We start from the raw sequence: 16,641 nt of genomic DNA, 5'->3' as shown, positions 1-16,641 counted from the left end.
TTTCACCCATCTTCGGTAGCTGGAATCAGATCACTGCGCGCACCGGCTTGAACAGCCTGAGCAAGTAGATCGGTACCAAAGTCAGCACGAAAACAGCCACTGCCAGCAACGGTATCAACCACGCCAGCGAATGCCCCTCGATCAGCGGGCCATAGAAGATGCTGGCCCTGTTCATGATGAACACGTGCAAGCAGTACAGCCCCAACGTACAACCCGACAGCTCGGCCAGCAGCTTGCTGTGCTGTACAAGGTGCCCGCCCAGCGCAAGCAGCAGGCGAAAGGCGCAGATGGCGGCCAGCACCACCAACGGAGATACGTAGGAATAGAAAACCTGGTTGGGCTCGCCGTGCTGCATGGACACGGCATGCGTGGCGGCGGCGGTCAGGGCGCCGCTGGTGGCGAAGCCGGCAAGGTTTACCCAGGCGTTGCCCGGGCCGTGCAGCCGAATTTGTTCGTAAACATAGGCGCCCAAGAATGCATAGCCGGCAAACCCCATGAACGTAAACAGCTCATAGGTATGGACCACGTTGGCCAATGTAGGGTTGAACTGTGCGGCGGTGGGCAGCAGGCAACTGATCACTAGCCACAGGCCCAGGAACACTCGCTTCTCCTGTGCCCCGCAATGCTGGTAGACCTTGGCCATGTAGGGCATGAACAAATAAATGCCGATGATCGCGTACAGGTACCAGAGGTGGTAGTAGACAGGGCCGTGGAGCATGGCCACTGCCGCTTGCCACAAGCTGCCGTGCCCGGTGCCCAGGGTCGTGCGCCACAGCGCATAGAACACCGACCAGAACAGCAGCGGCGGCAGTATGCGCACAAAGCGCTTCTGGTAGAACGTGATTGCACCCTCTGTTCGGTTCAACAGCAGGGCGCCAGACAGCATCAGGAACAGGGGGACGCAAGACCTGACCAAGGAGTTGTAGATGTTGGAGGACATCCAGTTGTCATCCAGTTGCAGTGCCCCGGCTGATGCGATGTGAAGGATTATCACCATGAAGCAGGCGGCGATCCTGCAAAGGTCGAGTCCGGCATTCAAGCGTTGCTGCATTGGTTGCCCACCTTGTCGCTACCTTGCGCAATGGGTTCTTGTAGATGCCTGAATGTACGGTGGAAGGGGGAAACTGCAAGCGGTGAAAGTGCCACAACACCGGCTGAGGCCCGACTTCAATGGGGCGCCGCTTCTAAAGGAGGGGCGGCGCAGGCTTTTGAGGGTTAGACTTTCAGCACCAACTTGCCAAAGTTCTCCCCACTGAACAGCTTCAGCAACGTCTCGGGGAAGGTCTCCAACCCCTCCACCACATCTTCCTTGCTCTTCACCTGCCCACTGGCCAGCCACCCGGCAATCTCCAGCGCGGCCTTGCCGTAGTCCTTGCTGTAGTCCATCACCACAAACCCTTCCATACGCGCACGGTTCACCAGTAGCGCCAGGTAGTTGGCTGGCCCCTTCACCGCTTCCTTGTTGTTGTACTGGCTGATCGCGCCGCAAATCACGATGCGGGCCTTGAAGTTGATGCGCGTCAGCACGGCATCGAGGATCTCGCCGCCGACGTTGTCGAAGTACACGTCCACGCCTTTGGGGCATTCGCGCTTCAGGCCAGCCAGTACGTCTTCGGCTTTGTAGTCGATCACCCCGTCAAAGCCCAGCTCGTCCAGCAGGTACCGGCACTTCTCGGCGCCGCCGGCAATGCCGACCACGCGGCACCCTTTGACCTTGGCAATTTGCCCGACAATGCTGCCCACCGCACCGGCCGCGCCGGAGATGACCACGGTATCGCCGGCCTTGGGCTGGCCAACATCCAGCAGGGCGAAGTAGGCCGTCATGCCGGTCATGCCCAGCGCCGACAGGTAGCGGGGCAGGGGGGCCAGGTTGGGGTCGATCTTGTGCAGGCCCTGGGGCTCGCCGGTGAAATAGTCCTGCACCCCAAGCGCGCCGCTGACGTGGTCGCCTGGTTTGAATGCCGAGTGGTTGGAGGCGACCACTTCGCCCACACCCAGCGCACGCATTACCTGGCCCAGGGCCACGGGCGGGATGTAGGACTTGCCTTCGTTCATCCAGCCGCGCATGGCGGGGTCCAGCGACAGGTACAGGTTACGCACCAGCACCTGGCCTTCGCCGGGTTGTTCGACGGGCACGGTCTCGAAGCTGAAGTCGTCACGGCGCACGGCGCCGACCGGGCGTTTGGCAAGCAGGAAGCGGCGGTTGGTCTGGGTCATGGCGGGTCCTTGTGGGCAGTGGAGGGAGTGAGGTGTTCAATCTACCTTGTTGATTTAGGCAGGTCGTTAACATCACTGACAGGCATGGTAGCCCAACCGTTGGTGTGATGATGCTGCCCGGCCGAGCGGTGGCTGGCTATGCTCTGAACCCCACCTAACCCCCCACAGGAGCACGCGATGAGCATGACCTTTTCTGGCCAGGTAGCCCTGGTGACTGGCGCTGCCGCCGGTATTGGCCGGGCAACCGCCCTGGCTTTCGCCCGCGAGGGCCTGAAGGTGGTGGTGGCCGACCTTGACCCGGTCGGCGGCGAAGCCACTGTGGCGCTGATCCACGCGGTGGGCGGCGAGGCGCTGTTCATTGCCTGCGACGTTACCCGCGACAGCGAGGTGCGCCAGTTGCACGAGCGCCTGATAGCCGCCTATGGTCGGCTGGACTATGCCTACAACAATGCCGGGATCGAAATCGAGCAACACCGGCTGGCCGAAGGCAGCGAGGCGGAGTTCGATGCCATCATGGGCGTGAACGTGAAGGGTGTGTGGTTGTGCATGAAGTACCAACTGCCCTTGCTGTTGGCCCAGGGCGGTGGGGTGATCGTCAACACCGCTTCGGTGGCGGGGCTGGGGGCGGCGCCGAAGATGAGCATCTACAGCGCCAGCAAGCATGCGGTGATCGGTTTGACCAAGTCGGCGGCCATCGAGTACGCCAAGAAGGGCGTCCGCGTGAACGCTGTGTGCCCGGCGGTGATCGACACCGACATGTTCCGCCGTGCCTACGAGGCCGACCCGCGCAAGGCCGAGTTCGCCGCCGCCATGCACCCGGTGGGGCGCATTGGCAAGGTTGAGGAAATCGCCAGCGCGGTGCTGTACCTGTGTAGCGACGGTGCGGCGTTTACCACCGGGCATTGCCTGACGGTCGATGGTGGGGCTACGGCGATCTGAGCCAGGCACTCCTCCCGCACGCAGGGGCGACCTCGGCCAAGCTGATAACGACACGCACATAGCTATTTGACACTATTCTGACGCCAGGCCCTTGTTCACAGGCTGGCAACGTTGCCACCCTTGGCCTTCGGATAACCTCGCAAGCAGAAGGGGAGTCGGCGATGGGCGCGAGCAAGCACGGTGTGCTGGCCAACCTGGGCATGGCCCGCAAACTCGGCCTGGGCTTTGCCCTGGTGCTGCTGTTGACACTGGCGGTGGCAGCCATCGGCGTCGCTGCGTTGCACAGCGTCGGCCAGCGTTTCGACAGCTTGCGCCAGCTGGCCCAGTTCAATACCGACCTGTTGCGCTTGCGCCAGCACGAGCAGGCGTTTGCCCTGCGCTCCGACATGCAGCAGGCCGAGGCCTTGCGCAGCGGCCTGCAGGGCCTGGCCGAGCGCGCCCGGGGCCTGCCGGCGCTGGCGGCGGCGCAAACCGATCTTGCCGCCTATGGCCAGGCATTCGAGGCCTTTGTCGAGGCGGTGCAGGCCAAGGAGCTGGCCCTGGACATGGCCAGCTGGTCGGTGTCCAGCGTGGCCAACAACCTCGATGTGCTGCAGGCCGGCCTGGCCGATGACGGTGTGTACACGCTCAAGCAGTCCCAGGGCCAGCAGGGTGGCGAGTTCCTTGAGCAAGCTGGGCAAGTGGCACAGGTGTCGCGGCTGATGCTGCAGGCCATGGACGAAGCGCGGGTGCGCCTGGAAAAAAGCCGTAAGGGCGAAGAGGGCGTGAGCCAGGAGCGAATTGCCCAGACGGTGGAGGCCGCCAGCCTGGTCAGCCAACTACAGGGTGCGGTTGGCGATGCCGGTTACCAGAGTGTGCTTGGCGAAGTGGCCGGGCACATTGGCAGCTTCTCGGAAAAACTCAACGAATACACCGACCAGTTGGCCCGCGAGCAGGGGCTAAAGGCGCAGTTGCAAACCAGTGCCGAGCAAGTGACCGGGCAAGTCGACCAGGCCTATCTGGGGCAGGAGCAGGCTCTGCAGGGCGAGCTGCAGCGTAATGCCGTTGCCATCGGCCTGGCCACGGTGCTGGCCTTGATCGTCGGTGTATTGGCGGCCTGGATGATTACCCGTGCGGTCGTCGGCCCTCTCCAGCATGTCATCGCCCGCGCCCAGCGTATCGCTGCGGGTGAGCTGGGCTTGGACGCCCAGGCGCCGCGCCGGGACGAGGTGGGGCAACTGATGCAGGCCATGCAGCAGATGGCGGCGGGGCTTTCGGGTATTGTCAGCGGCCTGCAGCAGGGCATCGAACAATTGGCTGGCAACGCCCAGGCGTTGTCGGCGGTGACCGAGCAGACCAATCGCGAGGTGGGCAGCCAGAAGGAAGAAACCGAGCAGGTCGCCACCGCCATGCAGCAGATGACCGCCACCGTGCACGATGTGGCACGCAATGCCGAAGAGGCGGCGCAAGCGGCCCAGGCAGCGGACGAGAAAGTCGACACCGGCCAGCAGGTGGTGCGCCAGAGCATGCAGCGCATCGAGCAGTTGGCGGCGGCGGCGGAAACCGCCAGCGCTGGCATCGACAGCCTCAGTGCCGAAATTCACACCATCGGCGACGTGCTGGAAGTGATCAAGAGCGTGGCCGAGCAAACCAACCTGTTGGCGCTCAATGCCGCCATCGAGGCAGCTCGCGCCGGTGAGCAAGGGCGTGGTTTCGCCGTGGTGGCCGATGAGGTGCGCGCGTTGGCGCGGCGTACCCGGCAATCCACCGAGCAGATCGAGACACTGGTCGCCAGCCTGCGCGGTAATGCCCAGCAATCGGTGGCGCAGATCCGTGGCAGTGCCGAGCTGGTGCGCCTGGCGGTGGCCGATGCGCTGCAGACGGAAAGTGCGCTGGGCAGCATTGCCGCGGCGGTGTCATTGATTCAGCAGATGAACCAGCAGATCGCCGCGGCGGCCGAGCAGCAGAGCTCGGTGGCGGAGGAGATAAGCCGTAGCGTCACGCAGATTCGCGGCAGTGCGGATCAGGCGGCGTTGGCGATGCGGGACAATGCCCGGTCGAGTGTGGAGCTGGCGCAGTTGGGGGCTGATTTGAAAGGGATGGTGGGGCATTTCAGGCTTTAGGTGCCAGGTGCCAGGTGCCAGGTGCCAGGTTCAAAGTGCTTTGTGGGTTTTGAGATCGAGCGCCGCGCGGGCGGCGCTCGATCTCAACCCCAGCGCCTCTCTACCGTCATCCCCTGCGCGGATTCAGGATCATCAAGGTCAGCACCCCCGCCACAATCCCCCAGAACGCCGAGCCTATCGAGAACAGGGTCAACCCCGAAGCCGTGACCATGAAGGTAATCACCGCCGCCTCACGCTCGCGCGCCTCGCTCATGGCCACGGTCAGCCCGTTCATGATCGAACCAAACAGCGCCAGTGCGGCAATCGACAGCACCAGCTCCTTAGGCAATGCCGCAAACAATGCCGCCAAGGTCGCCCCGAACACCCCGGCAATGCCGTAGAAAATCCCGCACCACACCGCCGCGGTGTAGCGTTTGCTCGGGTCTTCATGGGCATGCGGCCCGGTGCAGATCGCTGCGCTGATCGCCGCCAGGTTGACCCCATGCGAGCCGAATGGCGCCAGCAGCAGCGAGGCAAAGCCGGTGGCCGAAATCAGCGGCGAGGCGGGCACCTGGTAGCCGTCGGCACGCAGCACGGCCACGCCGGGCATGTTCTGCGAGGTCATGGCCACTACGAACAGTGGAATGCCGATACTGATGGTTGCCGCCAGCGAGAAGCTGGGTGTGGTCCATACTGGTTTGGCCACTTCCAAGTGGAAGCCGCTGAAGTCCAGCAGGCCCAGCGCGCCGGACAATGCCGTGCCCACCAACAGCGCGGCCAGTACGCAGTAGCGTGGCGACAGGCGCTTGACCAGCAGGTAGCTGAAGAACATGCCCAGCACCAGCAACGTGCGGTGCTGGGCGGCGACGAAGATTTCGCTGCCGATCTTGAACAGGATGCCCGCCAGCAGTGCCGAGGCCAGCGAGGCCGGAATGCGTTTGACCAGGCGCTCGAAGCTGCCGGTCAGGCCACAGATGAGGACCAGTACGGCACAGGTGATATAGGCGCCAATGGCTTCGCCATAGCTGACCCCGCCCAGGCTGGTGATCAGCAAGGCAGCGCCCGGGGTGGACCAGGCCACGGTGACGGGGGTGCGATAGCGCAGCGATAGGCCGATGCTGCACACCGCCATGCCGATGGACAGCGCCCAGATCCATGACGAAATCTGCGCAGTGGTCAGCCCGGCCGCCTGGCCGGCCTGGAACATCAGTACCAGCGAACTGGTGTAGCCGGTGAGCATGGCAATGAAGCCTGCAACCACAGCCGACGGAGAGGTGTCTGCCAGGGGCCGCAGGCGTGCGGAGGTGGCATCGGTCATGAACAAAATCCTTGTAAAGGTGTAAGCAGTTTTTTCAGACTACAGCGCGCAAGGTTGATCCTTGCCATACAGCGGCCATTGCATTTAGCCGTACAGTCACCAACTATTGGGCGCAATTGCAAAACTGCTTGGCAGTGGAGGGGCGATGTACAAGGTCTATGGCGACTACCAGTCGGGCAACTGCTACAAGGTCAAGCTGATGTTGAGCTTGCTGGGTCGGCCGTATGAATGGCACCCGGTGGACATCCTCAAGGGCGAGACCGAAACGCCCGAGTTTTTGGCGATGAACCCCAACGGCAAGGTGCCGGTACTGGAGCTGGAGGACGGCAGCTACCTGTGGGAGTCCAACGCCATTCTCAACTTCCTGGCCGATGGCAGCGAGTTCCTGCCCAGCGAGCCGCGCCTGCGCACGCAGGTGTTGCAGTGGCAGTTCTTCGAGCAGTACAGCCATGAGCCGTACATCGCCGTGGCGCGGTTCATCCAGTTTTACCTGGGGCTGCCCAACGAGCGCCTGGAGGAGTACCGCAAGCTGCACAAGGGCGGCTACAAGGCGCTGAAGGTGATGGAGCGGCAGCTGCAGATGACGCCGTACCTGGTGGGTGAGCAATACTCGATTGCCGATGTGGCGTTGTATGCCTACACCCATGTGGCGCAGCAGGGCGGTTTCGACCTGGCCGATTACCCGGCGGTAAGGGCCTGGCTGGAGCGGGTCAGCAGCCACCCACGGCATGTGCCGATGGTGGGATGATCTTCAGCTTGTATCGGCCTCTTCGCGGGTTTGCCCGCGAAGAGGCCGATACAAGAAAGCTACGACCTGTCAGACCGAAGCAAACCGCTCATCCAGGTAGGCAATGATGGCCTTGGACTCGTACATCCAGGTCACCTTGCCGGCTTCTTCAATGCGCAGGCACGGCACTTTCACCCGGCCGCCACCTTCCTGCAGGGCCTGGCGGTGCGCCGGGTCGTTCTTGGCATCGCGCAGCGCCACCGGCACGTTCAGGCGATGCAGGGTACGGCGGGTCTTGACGCAGAACGGGCAGGCATGGAACTGGTACAGCGCCAGGCCCTTGGCCGCTTGCTCGACGCGGGCCTGGGCGGCGGCGTCACGCTTGCGCTTGGCCGGGCGGCTGATCCAGTCACCGAAGACGATAAGCTGGCCGAGGCCAACCCGCAGGGCTTTGACGATCATGGGCAACTCCTGAAATGCAAAAGCCGACCCGCAGGGGTCGGCTCGGGGTCAGCAGCCAATCACTTGATCAGGCTGAGGAACTCGCTGCGGGTGGCGGCGTTTTCGCGGAATTCACCCAGCATCACCGAGGTGATCATGGTCGAATTCTGCTTCTCGACACCGCGCATCATCATGCACATGTGCTTGGCTTCGACCACGACGGCCACACCGGCGGCACCGGTAACCTGCTGCACGGCTTCGGCGATCTGGCGGCTGAGGTTTTCCTGGATCTGCAGGCGGCGGGCGTACATGTCGACGATGCGCGCCACCTTCGACAGGCCAAGGACCTTGCCCTTGGGCAGGTAGGCCACGTGTGCCTTGCCGATGAACGGCAGCATGTGGTGTTCGCACATCGAATACAGCTCGATGTCCCGGACCAGCACCATTTCGCTGTTATCAGAGCTGAACAGCGCGTTGTTGGTGACCTCTTCCAGTGTTTGCTCATAACCGCGGCAAAGGTACTTCATCGCCTTTGCAGCCCGCTTGGGCGTGTCGAGCAGGCCCTCACGGGAGACGTCCTCGCCAATCTGGCTGAGGATCTCGGTGTAGTTCTGTTCCAGGGACATGGATCTACCTGTGGGAAAAAATCGCAAAAACGAAGGGTACGGCGGTGAGGGCGGCGCTGCAAGCGCGGCGTTACTCGTCGCGGCCTTCGAGCATGGTTCGCTTGAGCATCACATACACCGCGCCAGTGCCGCCATGGCGGGCGCTGCAGGAGGCAAAACCGAGCACCTGCGGGTGCTGGCGCAGCCAGGTGTTGACGTGGCTCTTGATCATCGGGCGCTTGCCATCCAGGCGTGCGGCCTTGCCGTGGGTCACCCGCACGCAGCGCACTTCCAGTTTGGTGGCTTCGGCGATGAAGTCCCACAGGGTTTCGCGGGCCTTTTCCACGGTCATGCCGTGCAGGTCGAGGCTGCCCTCGAACGGGATCTGCCCCAGCTTGAGCTTGCGCAGCTGGCCTTCCTGCACGCCGTCGCGGCGCCACATCAGTTCGTCTTCGGCGCCTACGTCGATGACGAACAGGTCGGACATGCCGTCGATGACCAGGGCCTTGTCACTGCGCACGGTCGCCGCCTGGCGCAGGCCAGCCAGTTTCTGGCGGTCGGCCTTGGGCTTGCCGACTTCGGCGCGGTCGTGGCGGATTTGCTTTACGCCACGCACTTCGGCCTTGAACAGGGAAAAATCGTCGTCTTGCATGATGCCTCCACGTAGGCGGCGTAGTTTACGCGACTGTGGGGCCCTGTGCAGCCATGTCGGGTCTGATTGGCCGCTCCCACAAGGGGCGCGACCGCAGCGTAGCTGTCAGTCGTGTTTTTTCATCAGGTGCGGCGACAGGTTCAATTCCCGCCCGCGGCGCAAACGGATACGGCTGCGCCGCCAGAAGCGCACGCCCAGCCATAGCAGCAGCAACCCAGCCCCGGTAAGGATGCTGGACAGCGGTTTGTTGGCATTGAGTTCCTGCAGGGCGGGGTAGTTGCCCAGCAGGCCGGCAAAGCCGGCCATGGCCAGCAGCACGCCCAGGGTCGCCAGCAGCGCCGACAGGCCGGCCGCCAGGCGGGCGCCCCAGTTACGCGGCTCGCGCGTGCGCAGGCGCTTGGCGTCGAAACTGCCTTTAAGCTTCATTCCGCTCTCCTCTGTGGATATCCGGAATTCGACCTGCTGCCGCCCATCGGGTTCCGCCCGGCTGCCGGGCGGTCTTGCCAGTGGTTCAGATCAGGCTGGCGGTGGGTGCCACGCAAGCGAAGTTGTCGGCCATCACGGCCATTTCGCACTGGTGAATCTGTGCGGCCGGGATCACCCCGTCCTTGAAGGCCAGGTCGCGGGTGGCCGAGGCGTCTTCCACCAGGGTGCACCGGTAACCATAGTCCTTGGCGCGGCGAACGGTAGTGCTGACGCTGGAGTGGCTCATGAAACCACAGACGATCAGGTCCAGGTGGCCCAGCGCCTGCAGCGTTTCGTGCAGTTGGGTGTTCTTGAATGCGTTGGGCATGCGTTTTTCGATGACGATTTCGCCTTCCAGTGGCTCGAGCCCCGGAATGAACTGGCCGGCCGGCCCCTGTGGATCGAAGCGGCCACCGACAGTGCCCAGGTGGCGAACATGGATGATCGGACGGCCGCTTTTACGCGCGGCGTCGAGCAACCTGGCGATGTTGGCCACGGCCTCGTCCATGCCCGACAGCTGCAGGGGACCGCTGAGGTACTCCTTTTGCGCATCGATGATGATCAGGCTGGCGTGGCTCAGCTTGGCCGGCGGGTAGTCGCGGCCAGTGAGGCGGAACATCGTGGTTGGAACGGACATCAAGGGCTCCTTGGAAGGGCTTTTGTATACCTATTGTCCCCTGCCTTGACGCCAATGGGAATGGTTGACAACGCAAGCGGCATGGTTACTGGCCTGTGGCTAGCCTTTGGGCAAGGCAAACGAACAAATGTGCGGGTGGGACTGTTAGACTTTTGTCCGGTCTGAAATAGGAGTACCCCGTGATCACATCCCGTCTGCGCACGTTGCGCGACTACATCCGCTGGGCGGTGAGCCGCTTCCACGAGCACGACCTGTTCTTCGGCCACGGTGCCGACAACGCCTGGGACGAGGCCCGCCTGCTGGTGCTCGGTGCGGTGCACCTGCCATGGGAGGTGGCCGACAGCTACCTGGATTGCATGCTCGAGGACGACGAGCGGGTACGCCTGCAGCACCTGCTCAAACGCCGTATCGAAGAACGCGTGCCGGCCGCCTACCTGCTGGGCGAGGCCTGGTTCTGCGGCATGTCGTTCATCGTCGACGAGCGGGTGCTGGTGCCGCGTTCGCCGATTGGCGAGCTGATCGAAAAACGTTTCGAGCCGTGGCTGGCCAGCGAGCCGGCACGCATTCTCGACCTGTGCACGGGCTCGGGCTGCATCGGCATCGTCGCCGCGGAGGTGTTCCCCGAGGCCGAGGTGGTGCTGGCCGACTTGTCGTTCCAGGCCCTTGAAGTGGCCAACCAGAATATCGAGCGCCATGGCCTGGACACCCGCGTGTATACCGTGCAGGGCGATGGCTTTGGCGGTTTGCCGGGGCAGCGTTTCGACCTGATCCTGTCCAACCCGCCGTATGTCGATGCCGAAGACTTCGACGACATGCCGGCCGAGTACCACCACGAGCCCGAGCTGGGCCTGGCCTGCGGCAACGACGGCCTGGACCTGGTACGGCGGATGCTGGCCGAAGCGGCCGACCACCTGACCGACAAAGGTTTGCTGATTGTCGAAGTGGGCAACAGCCAGGTGCATGTCGAGGCGTTGTACCCCGAGGTGGACTTTGCCTGGCTGGAGTTCGAGCACGGTGGGCATGGGGTATTCATGCTGACTGCCGAGCAGTGCCGCCAGCATCAGGAATTGTTCAAGGCCCGGGTCTGACCCATTTGGGGCTGCTTTGCAGCCCATCGCGACACAAGGCCGCTCCTACAGGCAGACGCGTTTCCCCCAAGGTTACGCTGCCCCTGTAGGAGCGGCCTTGTGTCGCGATGGGCCGCAAAGCGGCCCCAATCCCCACCGGCTGAAGCGGCCTCAGCGGGTGGCAATCCAGATCAACAACCCTGCCTGAAACACCGCAAACGCCACCAGGCAGGTAATGGTGAAGCGCAAACCGCTGTCTTCGCGGTGGTACTTGGCCACCCGCTCATCGCGCTCGCGCAGTTGCGCTTCTTTTTCCTGCAACTGCTGGTCCGCCTGCTGCAACAGGTTGGCAGCATCCAGAATGTCAACCCGCTGCAGGCGCTCGTTGCTCCAGGCGGCCTTCAGCTGGCCGACGGTCATGTCCACGGTACGGCCCTTCAGGTGCTGGCTGTCCTCGTATTCCACCTCGATACCTACCCCGCGCAGGCAGTTGTCACGGCGCAGGCGGGAGTCTTCGTTCAGCGCATCCTTGCTCGGCAACGCCATGCCCACTACCTGGTAGTGCGACCATTTGCGCTGCAGCCACTGCGCCGCCTGGGCCAGCATGAAGCGGCCGATGCCACGGTTCACGGGTTCCAGTTGCAGGCCATGCTCATTGCCAATGCGCACCAGGCGCTCGGCATGGTCGACACGGATGTCCAGGCGGTTCTGCTCTTTGTGCACCTTCTGGCCGGGCAGTTGGATTTCCATGCGCAGCAGGCTGTGCGCCTTGTCATGGCGCTCGGCATAGCCGAACTGCACAAAGCGCAGCGGCCGGGCGCCGGTGCTGCGGTCGGTGGGCAGTGCGGCCAGGCGCAGCAGCTGGAAGTGTTCGGCGGCAAGCTCGGCCCAGGGCAGGGCGGGGCTTTCCTGGGGGGCTTCGGCCGGCTCTACGGCGGCGGGGGCGATGGTCATCAGGGCTTGTCCTCGGCTATGCCTGCTGTATCGGCAGGCTTGCCCGAGACCTGAGCCCCATTGCCTCACGCCGAAGGCAAATGCTGGATGAACGTCACAATTCGCTCACCCAGCTCGCGCGCCAGCGGCAGTTCGGGGTTGAGGTAGCTGTCGCGCTGCTGGCTCATGCTTTTGGGGCTGATGCGCAGCATGTGGTTCATGCCGTCGATCAGCACCAGCTGCGCGTCCGGCTTGGCCGCCTTCAGCCGTTGGGCGTCTGCCACGTCCACCTGCACATCGTTGCGCCCCTGCACGATCAGCGCGGGCATGGGCAGGCGGGCAAAGGCGGCTGCCGGGTTTTGCTGGAACAGCGAGATCAGGTACGGCTGCACGCTGGGGCGAAACACCTGGCGCAAGGGGGCCGGCACTTCGAGGCTGGTTTGCCCGGCCTGCAAGCGGTCGAGCAGGGCGCTGCCACCGGCCAGTTGCGCCGGGGGCAGGCGCAGGGCCAGTTGCTCGCGCAATACGTCGGCCATAGGCCGGCCGCTGCCGGCCAGGGTGATCACCGCGCTGGCACCGGCCTGTTCGGCGGCCAGGCTGGCGATCAGTGCCCCTTCGCTGTGGCCGATGAGGATCAGCGGGCCGAAGCGCGGGTCGGCTTTGAGCTTGTGGCTCCAGGCGACCACATCGGCTACATAGCGCTCCACGCTGAGGTCACGCTCGTCAGGTGTGGCCGGCTGGCTGGCGGCCACGCCGCGCTTGTCGTAGCGCACGCTGGCGATGTGCTCGTTGGCCAACAGCAGGGCCAGGCGCTTGAGGTTGTCGACCCTGCCCGAGGCCGGGTTGTTGCCGTCACGGTCGGTGGGGCCGGAGCCGGCAATGATCAGTACCACCGGCGGCGGCGTGGCCTGTTGTGGCAGCAGCAGGCTGCCGTGCAACACGCCTTGGCCGGTGTCCAGGTCGATCGGGCGTTGCAGTACGGTGGGTGCGGCGGCCTGGGCCAGGCCGGTGCACAGCAGGAAGAGGAAAGCGACGAGGCGCGGCATCATGCGGTACTACATGGGGAGATGGTGCTTTGACCCAATGTTTGCGGGAAGGTTCGAAGGCCAGCACAGACAACCCATCCATCTGTATACTGCCTGCTTTTCGTCCATTTCAGGCAGATCTCGCGGAGCGTCCATGTCCGGCAATACCTACGGCAAGCTGTTCACTGTCACCACCGCTGGCGAGAGCCATGGTCCGGCGTTGGTCGCCATTGTCGATGGATGCCCACCGGGCCTGGAAATTTCCCTCGCCGACCTGCAGCACGACCTCGACCGGCGCAAGCCCGGCACCAGCCGTCACACCACCCAGCGCCAGGAAGCCGACGAGGTGGAAATCCTCTCCGGCGTGTTCGAAGGCCGCACCACCGGCTGCTCGATCGGCCTGCTGATCCGCAACACCGACCAGAAGTCCAAGGACTACTCGGCCATCAAGGACCTGTTCCGCCCGGCCCACGCCGACTACACCTACCATCACAAGTACGGCGTTCGCGACTACCGTGGCGGTGGCCGCAGCTCGGCCCGTGAAACCGCCATGCGCGTGGCGGCCGGTGCTATCGCCAAGAAGTACCTGGCCAGCCAGGGCATCACCGTGCGCGGCTACATGAGCCAGCTGGGCCCGATCGAAATCCCGTTCAAAACCTGGGAATCGGTGGAGCAGAACGCCTTCTTCAGCCCCGACCCGGACAAAGTGCCAGAGCTTGAGGCCTACATGGACCAGTTGCGCCGTGACCAGGACTCGGTGGGCGCCAAGATCACCGTGGTCGCCGAAGGTGTCATGCCTGGCCTGGGTGAGCCGATCTTCGACCGCCTGGACGCGGAACTGGCCCATGCACTGATGAGCATCAACGCGGTCAAAGGTGTGGAAATCGGCGCCGGTTTCGCCAGCGTTGCCCAGCGCGGCACCGAACACCGTGACGAGCTGACCCCGCAAGGCTTCCTCAGCAACAACGCTGGCGGCATCCTGGGTGGCATCTCCTCGGGCCAGCCGATCGTTGCCCACCTGGCGTTGAAACCCACTTCCAGCATCACCACCCCAGGCCGCTCGATCGATATCGACGGCAACCCGGTGGACGTCATCACCAAAGGCCGCCACGACCCGTGCGTGGGCATCCGTGCCACGCCGATCGCCGAGGCGATGATGGCCATCGCGCTGATGGACCACCTGCTGCGCCACCGCGCGCAAAATGCCGATGTGAAGGTGAATACCCCGGTGCTGGGCCAGCTCTGATCCACCCGTGCCGGCCTCCTCGCGGCGTCTAACCGCCGCGAAGAGGCCGATGCAGGTCGCCACAAGGCTATCTCATGCAGCCCATCCCCTACTGGCGCTTGTCCAGCTTCTACCTGTTCTACTTCGCCCTGCTAGGCTCCACCGCCCCCTTCCTGGCGCTGTACTTCGACCACCTGGGTTTTTCCCCGGCACGCATCGGCGAGCTGGTGGCCATCCCCATGCTGATGCGCTGCATCGCCCCCAACCTGTGGGGCTGGCTGGGCGACCGTACCGGCCAGCGGTTGTTGATCGTGCGGTTGGGCGCGTTGTCGACACTGGCCACCTTCGCCCTGATCTTCTTCGGCAAAAGCTACGCCTGGCTGGCACTGGTGATGGCCCTGCACGCGTTCTTCTGGCATGCGGTGCTGCCGCAGTTCGAAGTCATCACCCTGGCCCACCTGCACGGGCAAACGTCGCGCTACAGCCAGGTGCGCCTGTGGGGCTCGATTGGCTTCATTCTCACGGTAGTTGGCCTGGGCCGCTTGTTCGAATGGCTGAGCCTGGATATCTACCCGGTGGCGCTGGTCACGATCATGGCTGGCATCGTCGCCGCCAGCCTGTGGGTACCCAATGCCCAGCCGCTGGAGCAGGGCGAGCGCAGCGGCGCGGGTGGCTTCCTGCAGCAGTTGCGTGCCCCGGGGGTGCTGGCGTTCTACGCCTGCGTGGCGTTGATGCAGCTCAGCCACGGGCCGTATTACACGTTCCTTACCCTGCACCTGGAGCACCTGGGCTACACGCGCGGTGCCATTGGCCTGTTGTGGGCGCTGGGGGTAGTGGCCGAGGTGCTGATGTTCATGGTCATGAGCCGCCTGTTCGCCCGTTTCAGCGTGCAGCGGGTGTTGCTGGCCAGCTTCCTGCTGGCGGCCATACGCTGGTTGTTGCTGGGCAATCTGGCAGGTGAGCCGGCCGTGCTGATATTCGCCCAGTTGCTGCATGCGGCCACTTTCGGCTGCTTCCATGCCGCCAGCATTGCCTTTGTGCAGGCCAGCTTCGGCGCCCGTCAGCAGGGCCAGGGCCAGGCGCTGTACGCGGCGCTGTCGGGTACCGGCGGTGCGCTGGGGGCGTTGTACTCAGGCTACAGCTGGAAGCTGTTGGGCCCCACCTTCACCTTTGGTATGGCCAGTGCCGCAGCCTTGGCCGCAGCCGTTATCATTGCCCTTCGTTCGCAATCGACCAGGACCCGCCCCTGATGAGTATTCTCAGCGTTTTCCACCCCGACAGCCCGGCACTGCCGAACAAGGTGCTGACTCACCACGATGACATCGCTGCCACATTGGCCGAGCACGGAGTGCGCTTTGCCCATGCCGAGCATGGCCTGCGGGTGCGCCCCGGTACGGCCCAGGATGAGGTGCTGGGCGCTTGCCGTGTATACCTGGACCAGTTGATGACGGGGCATGGCAGCAAGGCGTTCGTGCTGTTGAACCGTGACGGTGAGGACCCGGTACAGGTCGATGTGCGCGATGAGCATGTGCATGACGCCGACGAGGTGTTTGCCGTGGTCGGAGGGCGTGCGCAGGTGGGCCTGCGGTTGGGCGGCTGGGTGTATTCGGTGCTGTGCGAGAAAGGTGACCAGCTTGTGATACCGGCGGGGACGCGCCGCTGGGTTGAGCTGGGCGACACGCCGTTTTGCCTGGCGTTGCGCTTGTACGGCAGCGAGCAGGGCGTGCAGGCGCGGTTCACCGGGGATGTGGCTGCACGGGCGTTTTTGGGGATTGACGAACTGTAGTGGCCCTACCGACCTCTTTGCGGGCAAGCCCGCGAAGAGGCCATGTCAGGCAGTTTCAAATTCAACGGTAGGTCGGCAAGGCAAACCGCTGTTGGCTCTGCAGCATGGTAATCACCGGCAACTCACTGGCCTGCTCGGCCAAGTCGCGACGGATGGCACTGATCGCCCAGGACAGCTGTTCGGCACTGTGCAGTTGCCCATAGGTCAGCACCCGGCGGGTAACCTTGCCATCCGCCGCGCGCAGGGTAAGCAGCACACCGCCATCGGGGCGGGCTTGGGTATTCACCTGATAGGCCGAAAATACCGAAACGAACTTTTGCTGGATGAGGTCCATATCAACTCCTGGCTGTTGTAGGGCAGACGTGAGTTGATGGTTGCAGTGACCGTGCCAGAACGCTGATTAGCGAAAAGCCCAGTAAATACAGGCTCTTACGGGTTATTTACGGAAGCGGCATCGTGCAGGCTGCATGGTCGTGCATTTTGCACAGTGCATTTTGCACGGGTCGGGATTTGCCTATCGGCC

Annotated in this window: 18 protein-coding genes and 1 pseudogene; 8 read left to right on the top strand and 11 right to left on the bottom strand. The window is 63.8% G+C overall.

Annotation, left to right across the window (positions count from 1 at the left end; translation table 11 throughout):
• Positions 1-25: 25 nt before the first annotated feature.
• Both DM807_RS25305 and DM807_RS25300 read right to left on the bottom strand, forming a co-directional pair.
• Positions 26-1,051, bottom strand: coding sequence for an acyltransferase (locus tag DM807_RS25305; protein WP_060514313.1), 1,026 nt, complete (start codon positions 1,049-1,051; stop codon positions 26-28).
• A gap of 164 nt (positions 1,052-1,215) precedes the next feature.
• Complete coding sequence (locus DM807_RS25300) at positions 1,216-2,217, bottom strand: NADP-dependent oxidoreductase (protein ID WP_060492563.1); 1,002 nt, start codon at positions 2,215-2,217, stop codon at positions 1,216-1,218.
• A gap of 177 nt (positions 2,218-2,394) precedes the next feature.
• On the opposite strand from DM807_RS25300, the gene DM807_RS25295 reads away from it, so the two are divergent.
• From DM807_RS25295 to DM807_RS28210, 3 genes and pseudogenes are all read left to right on the top strand, one after another.
• Positions 2,395-3,156 (top strand): SDR family oxidoreductase, encoded by a 762-nt coding sequence (locus DM807_RS25295; protein ID WP_012271072.1) that lies wholly within the window; start codon positions 2,395-2,397, stop codon positions 3,154-3,156.
• A gap of 161 nt (positions 3,157-3,317) precedes the next feature.
• Positions 3,318-4,349: pseudogene (locus DM807_RS28215) on the top strand (methyl-accepting chemotaxis protein); the annotation flags it as partial.
• A gap of 27 nt (positions 4,350-4,376) precedes the next feature.
• Entirely contained in the window at positions 4,377-5,258 is an 882-nt protein-coding gene (locus DM807_RS28210) for a methyl-accepting chemotaxis protein (protein WP_370739278.1), read from the top strand.
• 106 nt (positions 5,259-5,364) lie between these two features.
• Here the strand turns inward: DM807_RS28210 and DM807_RS25285 are convergent, their stop codons facing one another.
• Positions 5,365-6,555, bottom strand: a complete 1,191-nt coding sequence (locus tag DM807_RS25285; protein ID WP_012271074.1) for a benzoate/H(+) symporter BenE family transporter — start codon at positions 6,553-6,555, stop codon at positions 5,365-5,367.
• A 145-nt stretch (positions 6,556-6,700) separates the two neighbouring features.
• Here DM807_RS25285 and DM807_RS25280 point away from each other — a divergent pair, with 145 nt between their 5' ends.
• The gene (locus DM807_RS25280; protein ID WP_179028112.1) at positions 6,701-7,303 is read left to right on the top strand and encodes a glutathione S-transferase family protein; all 603 of its coding nucleotides are present in this window, start codon (positions 6,701-6,703) and stop codon (positions 7,301-7,303) included.
• 69 nt (positions 7,304-7,372) lie between these two features.
• Here DM807_RS25280 and DM807_RS25275 read toward each other — a convergent pair whose 3' ends face one another.
• The 5 genes from DM807_RS25275 to DM807_RS25255 form a co-directional block, all read right to left on the bottom strand.
• Complete coding sequence (locus DM807_RS25275) at positions 7,373-7,744, bottom strand: glutaredoxin family protein (protein WP_179028111.1); 372 nt, start codon at positions 7,742-7,744, stop codon at positions 7,373-7,375.
• 59 nt (positions 7,745-7,803) lie between these two features.
• Entirely contained in the window at positions 7,804-8,349 is a 546-nt protein-coding gene (gene folE / locus DM807_RS25270; protein ID WP_012271077.1) for a GTP cyclohydrolase I FolE, read from the bottom strand.
• A gap of 70 nt (positions 8,350-8,419) precedes the next feature.
• A complete protein-coding gene (locus DM807_RS25265) occupies positions 8,420-8,980 on the bottom strand; it encodes a Smr/MutS family protein (RefSeq protein ID WP_012271078.1) in 561 nt (186 codons plus the stop codon).
• Positions 8,981-9,085: 105 nt separating this feature from the next.
• Entirely contained in the window at positions 9,086-9,406 is a 321-nt protein-coding gene (locus DM807_RS25260) for a hypothetical protein (protein WP_012271079.1), read from the bottom strand.
• 85 nt (positions 9,407-9,491) lie between these two features.
• The gene (locus DM807_RS25255) at positions 9,492-10,082 is read right to left on the bottom strand and encodes a cysteine hydrolase family protein (protein ID WP_012271080.1); all 591 of its coding nucleotides are present in this window, start codon (positions 10,080-10,082) and stop codon (positions 9,492-9,494) included.
• Positions 10,083-10,261: 179 nt separating this feature from the next.
• Here DM807_RS25255 and prmB point away from each other — a divergent pair, with 179 nt between their 5' ends.
• Positions 10,262-11,170 carry a 50S ribosomal protein L3 N(5)-glutamine methyltransferase gene (prmB, locus tag DM807_RS25250; RefSeq protein ID WP_060494582.1) on the top strand — a complete coding sequence of 303 codons (909 nt, stop codon included), beginning with the start codon at positions 10,262-10,264 and terminating at the stop codon, positions 11,168-11,170.
• Between the two features lie 150 nt (positions 11,171-11,320).
• Here prmB and DM807_RS25245 read toward each other — a convergent pair whose 3' ends face one another.
• Positions 11,321-12,103, bottom strand: coding sequence for a hypothetical protein (locus DM807_RS25245; RefSeq protein ID WP_012271082.1), 783 nt, complete (start codon positions 12,101-12,103; stop codon positions 11,321-11,323).
• Between the two features lie 65 nt (positions 12,104-12,168).
• On the bottom strand, positions 12,169-13,131 hold the full coding sequence (locus DM807_RS25240; RefSeq protein ID WP_060494580.1) for an alpha/beta hydrolase: 963 nt from the start codon (positions 13,129-13,131) through the stop codon (positions 12,169-12,171).
• A 130-nt stretch (positions 13,132-13,261) separates the two neighbouring features.
• On the opposite strand from DM807_RS25240, the gene aroC reads away from it, so the two are divergent.
• The 3 genes from aroC to DM807_RS25225 all read left to right on the top strand — a co-directional run bounded on the left by aroC (position 13,262) and on the right by DM807_RS25225 (position 16,118).
• Positions 13,262-14,353, top strand: a complete 1,092-nt coding sequence (gene aroC, locus DM807_RS25235) for a chorismate synthase (RefSeq protein WP_012271084.1) — start codon at positions 13,262-13,264, stop codon at positions 14,351-14,353.
• 74 nt (positions 14,354-14,427) lie between these two features.
• Positions 14,428-15,582, top strand: coding sequence for an MFS transporter (locus DM807_RS25230; RefSeq protein ID WP_060494578.1), 1,155 nt, complete (start codon positions 14,428-14,430; stop codon positions 15,580-15,582).
• The gene (locus DM807_RS25225) at positions 15,582-16,118 is read left to right on the top strand and encodes an oxidase (RefSeq protein WP_012271086.1); all 537 of its coding nucleotides are present in this window, start codon (positions 15,582-15,584) and stop codon (positions 16,116-16,118) included. The genes DM807_RS25230 and DM807_RS25225 overlap by 1 nt, the downstream gene beginning before the upstream one ends.
• 61 nt (positions 16,119-16,179) lie before the next feature.
• On the opposite strand, the gene DM807_RS25220 is transcribed toward DM807_RS25225, so the two are convergent.
• Positions 16,180-16,452: a DUF3509 domain-containing protein gene (locus DM807_RS25220; protein WP_012271087.1), complete on the bottom strand. Its 273-nt coding sequence runs from the start codon at positions 16,450-16,452 to the stop codon at positions 16,180-16,182.
• Positions 16,453-16,641 lie beyond the last annotated feature (189 nt).

It is taken from the genome of Pseudomonas hunanensis (genome assembly GCF_013393325.1).
Classification (GTDB): domain Bacteria; phylum Pseudomonadota; class Gammaproteobacteria; order Pseudomonadales; family Pseudomonadaceae; genus Aquipseudomonas; species Aquipseudomonas putida_P.
The sequence above is the reverse complement of the archived record's forward strand: the minus strand, read 5'-3'. Positions and strand labels throughout refer to the sequence as shown.

What these genes read in the sequence shown, in the direction of transcription:
- DM807_RS25220 (WP_012271087.1), bottom strand. Translation starts at nt 16,452, where the DNA reads ATGGACCTCATCCAGCAAAAGTTCGTTTCGGTATTTTCGGCCTATCAG.
- aroC (WP_012271084.1), top strand. Translation starts at nt 13,262, where the DNA reads ATGTCCGGCAATACCTACGGCAAGCTGTTCACTGTCACCACCGCTGGC.
- DM807_RS25300 (WP_060492563.1), bottom strand. Translation starts at nt 2,217, where the DNA reads ATGACCCAGACCAACCGCCGCTTCCTGCTTGCCAAACGCCCGGTCGGC.
- DM807_RS25245 (WP_012271082.1), bottom strand. Translation starts at nt 12,103, where the DNA reads ATGACCATCGCCCCCGCCGCCGTAGAGCCGGCCGAAGCCCCCCAGGAA.
- folE (WP_012271077.1), bottom strand. Translation starts at nt 8,349, where the DNA reads ATGTCCCTGGAACAGAACTACACCGAGATCCTCAGCCAGATTGGCGAG.
- DM807_RS25295 (WP_012271072.1), top strand. Translation starts at nt 2,395, where the DNA reads ATGAGCATGACCTTTTCTGGCCAGGTAGCCCTGGTGACTGGCGCTGCC.
- DM807_RS25285 (WP_012271074.1), bottom strand. Translation starts at nt 6,555, where the DNA reads ATGACCGATGCCACCTCCGCACGCCTGCGGCCCCTGGCAGACACCTCT.
- DM807_RS25260 (WP_012271079.1), bottom strand. Translation starts at nt 9,406, where the DNA reads ATGAAGCTTAAAGGCAGTTTCGACGCCAAGCGCCTGCGCACGCGCGAG.
- DM807_RS25280 (WP_179028112.1), top strand. Translation starts at nt 6,701, where the DNA reads ATGTACAAGGTCTATGGCGACTACCAGTCGGGCAACTGCTACAAGGTC.
- DM807_RS25305 (WP_060514313.1), bottom strand. Translation starts at nt 1,051, where the DNA reads ATGCAGCAACGCTTGAATGCCGGACTCGACCTTTGCAGGATCGCCGCC.
- DM807_RS25240 (WP_060494580.1), bottom strand. Translation starts at nt 13,131, where the DNA reads ATGATGCCGCGCCTCGTCGCTTTCCTCTTCCTGCTGTGCACCGGCCTG.
- DM807_RS25275 (WP_179028111.1), bottom strand. Translation starts at nt 7,744, where the DNA reads ATGATCGTCAAAGCCCTGCGGGTTGGCCTCGGCCAGCTTATCGTCTTC.
- DM807_RS25265 (WP_012271078.1), bottom strand. Translation starts at nt 8,980, where the DNA reads ATGCAAGACGACGATTTTTCCCTGTTCAAGGCCGAAGTGCGTGGCGTA.
- DM807_RS25225 (WP_012271086.1), top strand. Translation starts at nt 15,582, where the DNA reads ATGAGTATTCTCAGCGTTTTCCACCCCGACAGCCCGGCACTGCCGAAC.
- DM807_RS28210 (WP_370739278.1), top strand. Translation starts at nt 4,377, where the DNA reads ATGCAGGCCATGCAGCAGATGGCGGCGGGGCTTTCGGGTATTGTCAGC.
- DM807_RS25255 (WP_012271080.1), bottom strand. Translation starts at nt 10,082, where the DNA reads ATGTCCGTTCCAACCACGATGTTCCGCCTCACTGGCCGCGACTACCCG.
- DM807_RS25230 (WP_060494578.1), top strand. Translation starts at nt 14,428, where the DNA reads ATGCAGCCCATCCCCTACTGGCGCTTGTCCAGCTTCTACCTGTTCTAC.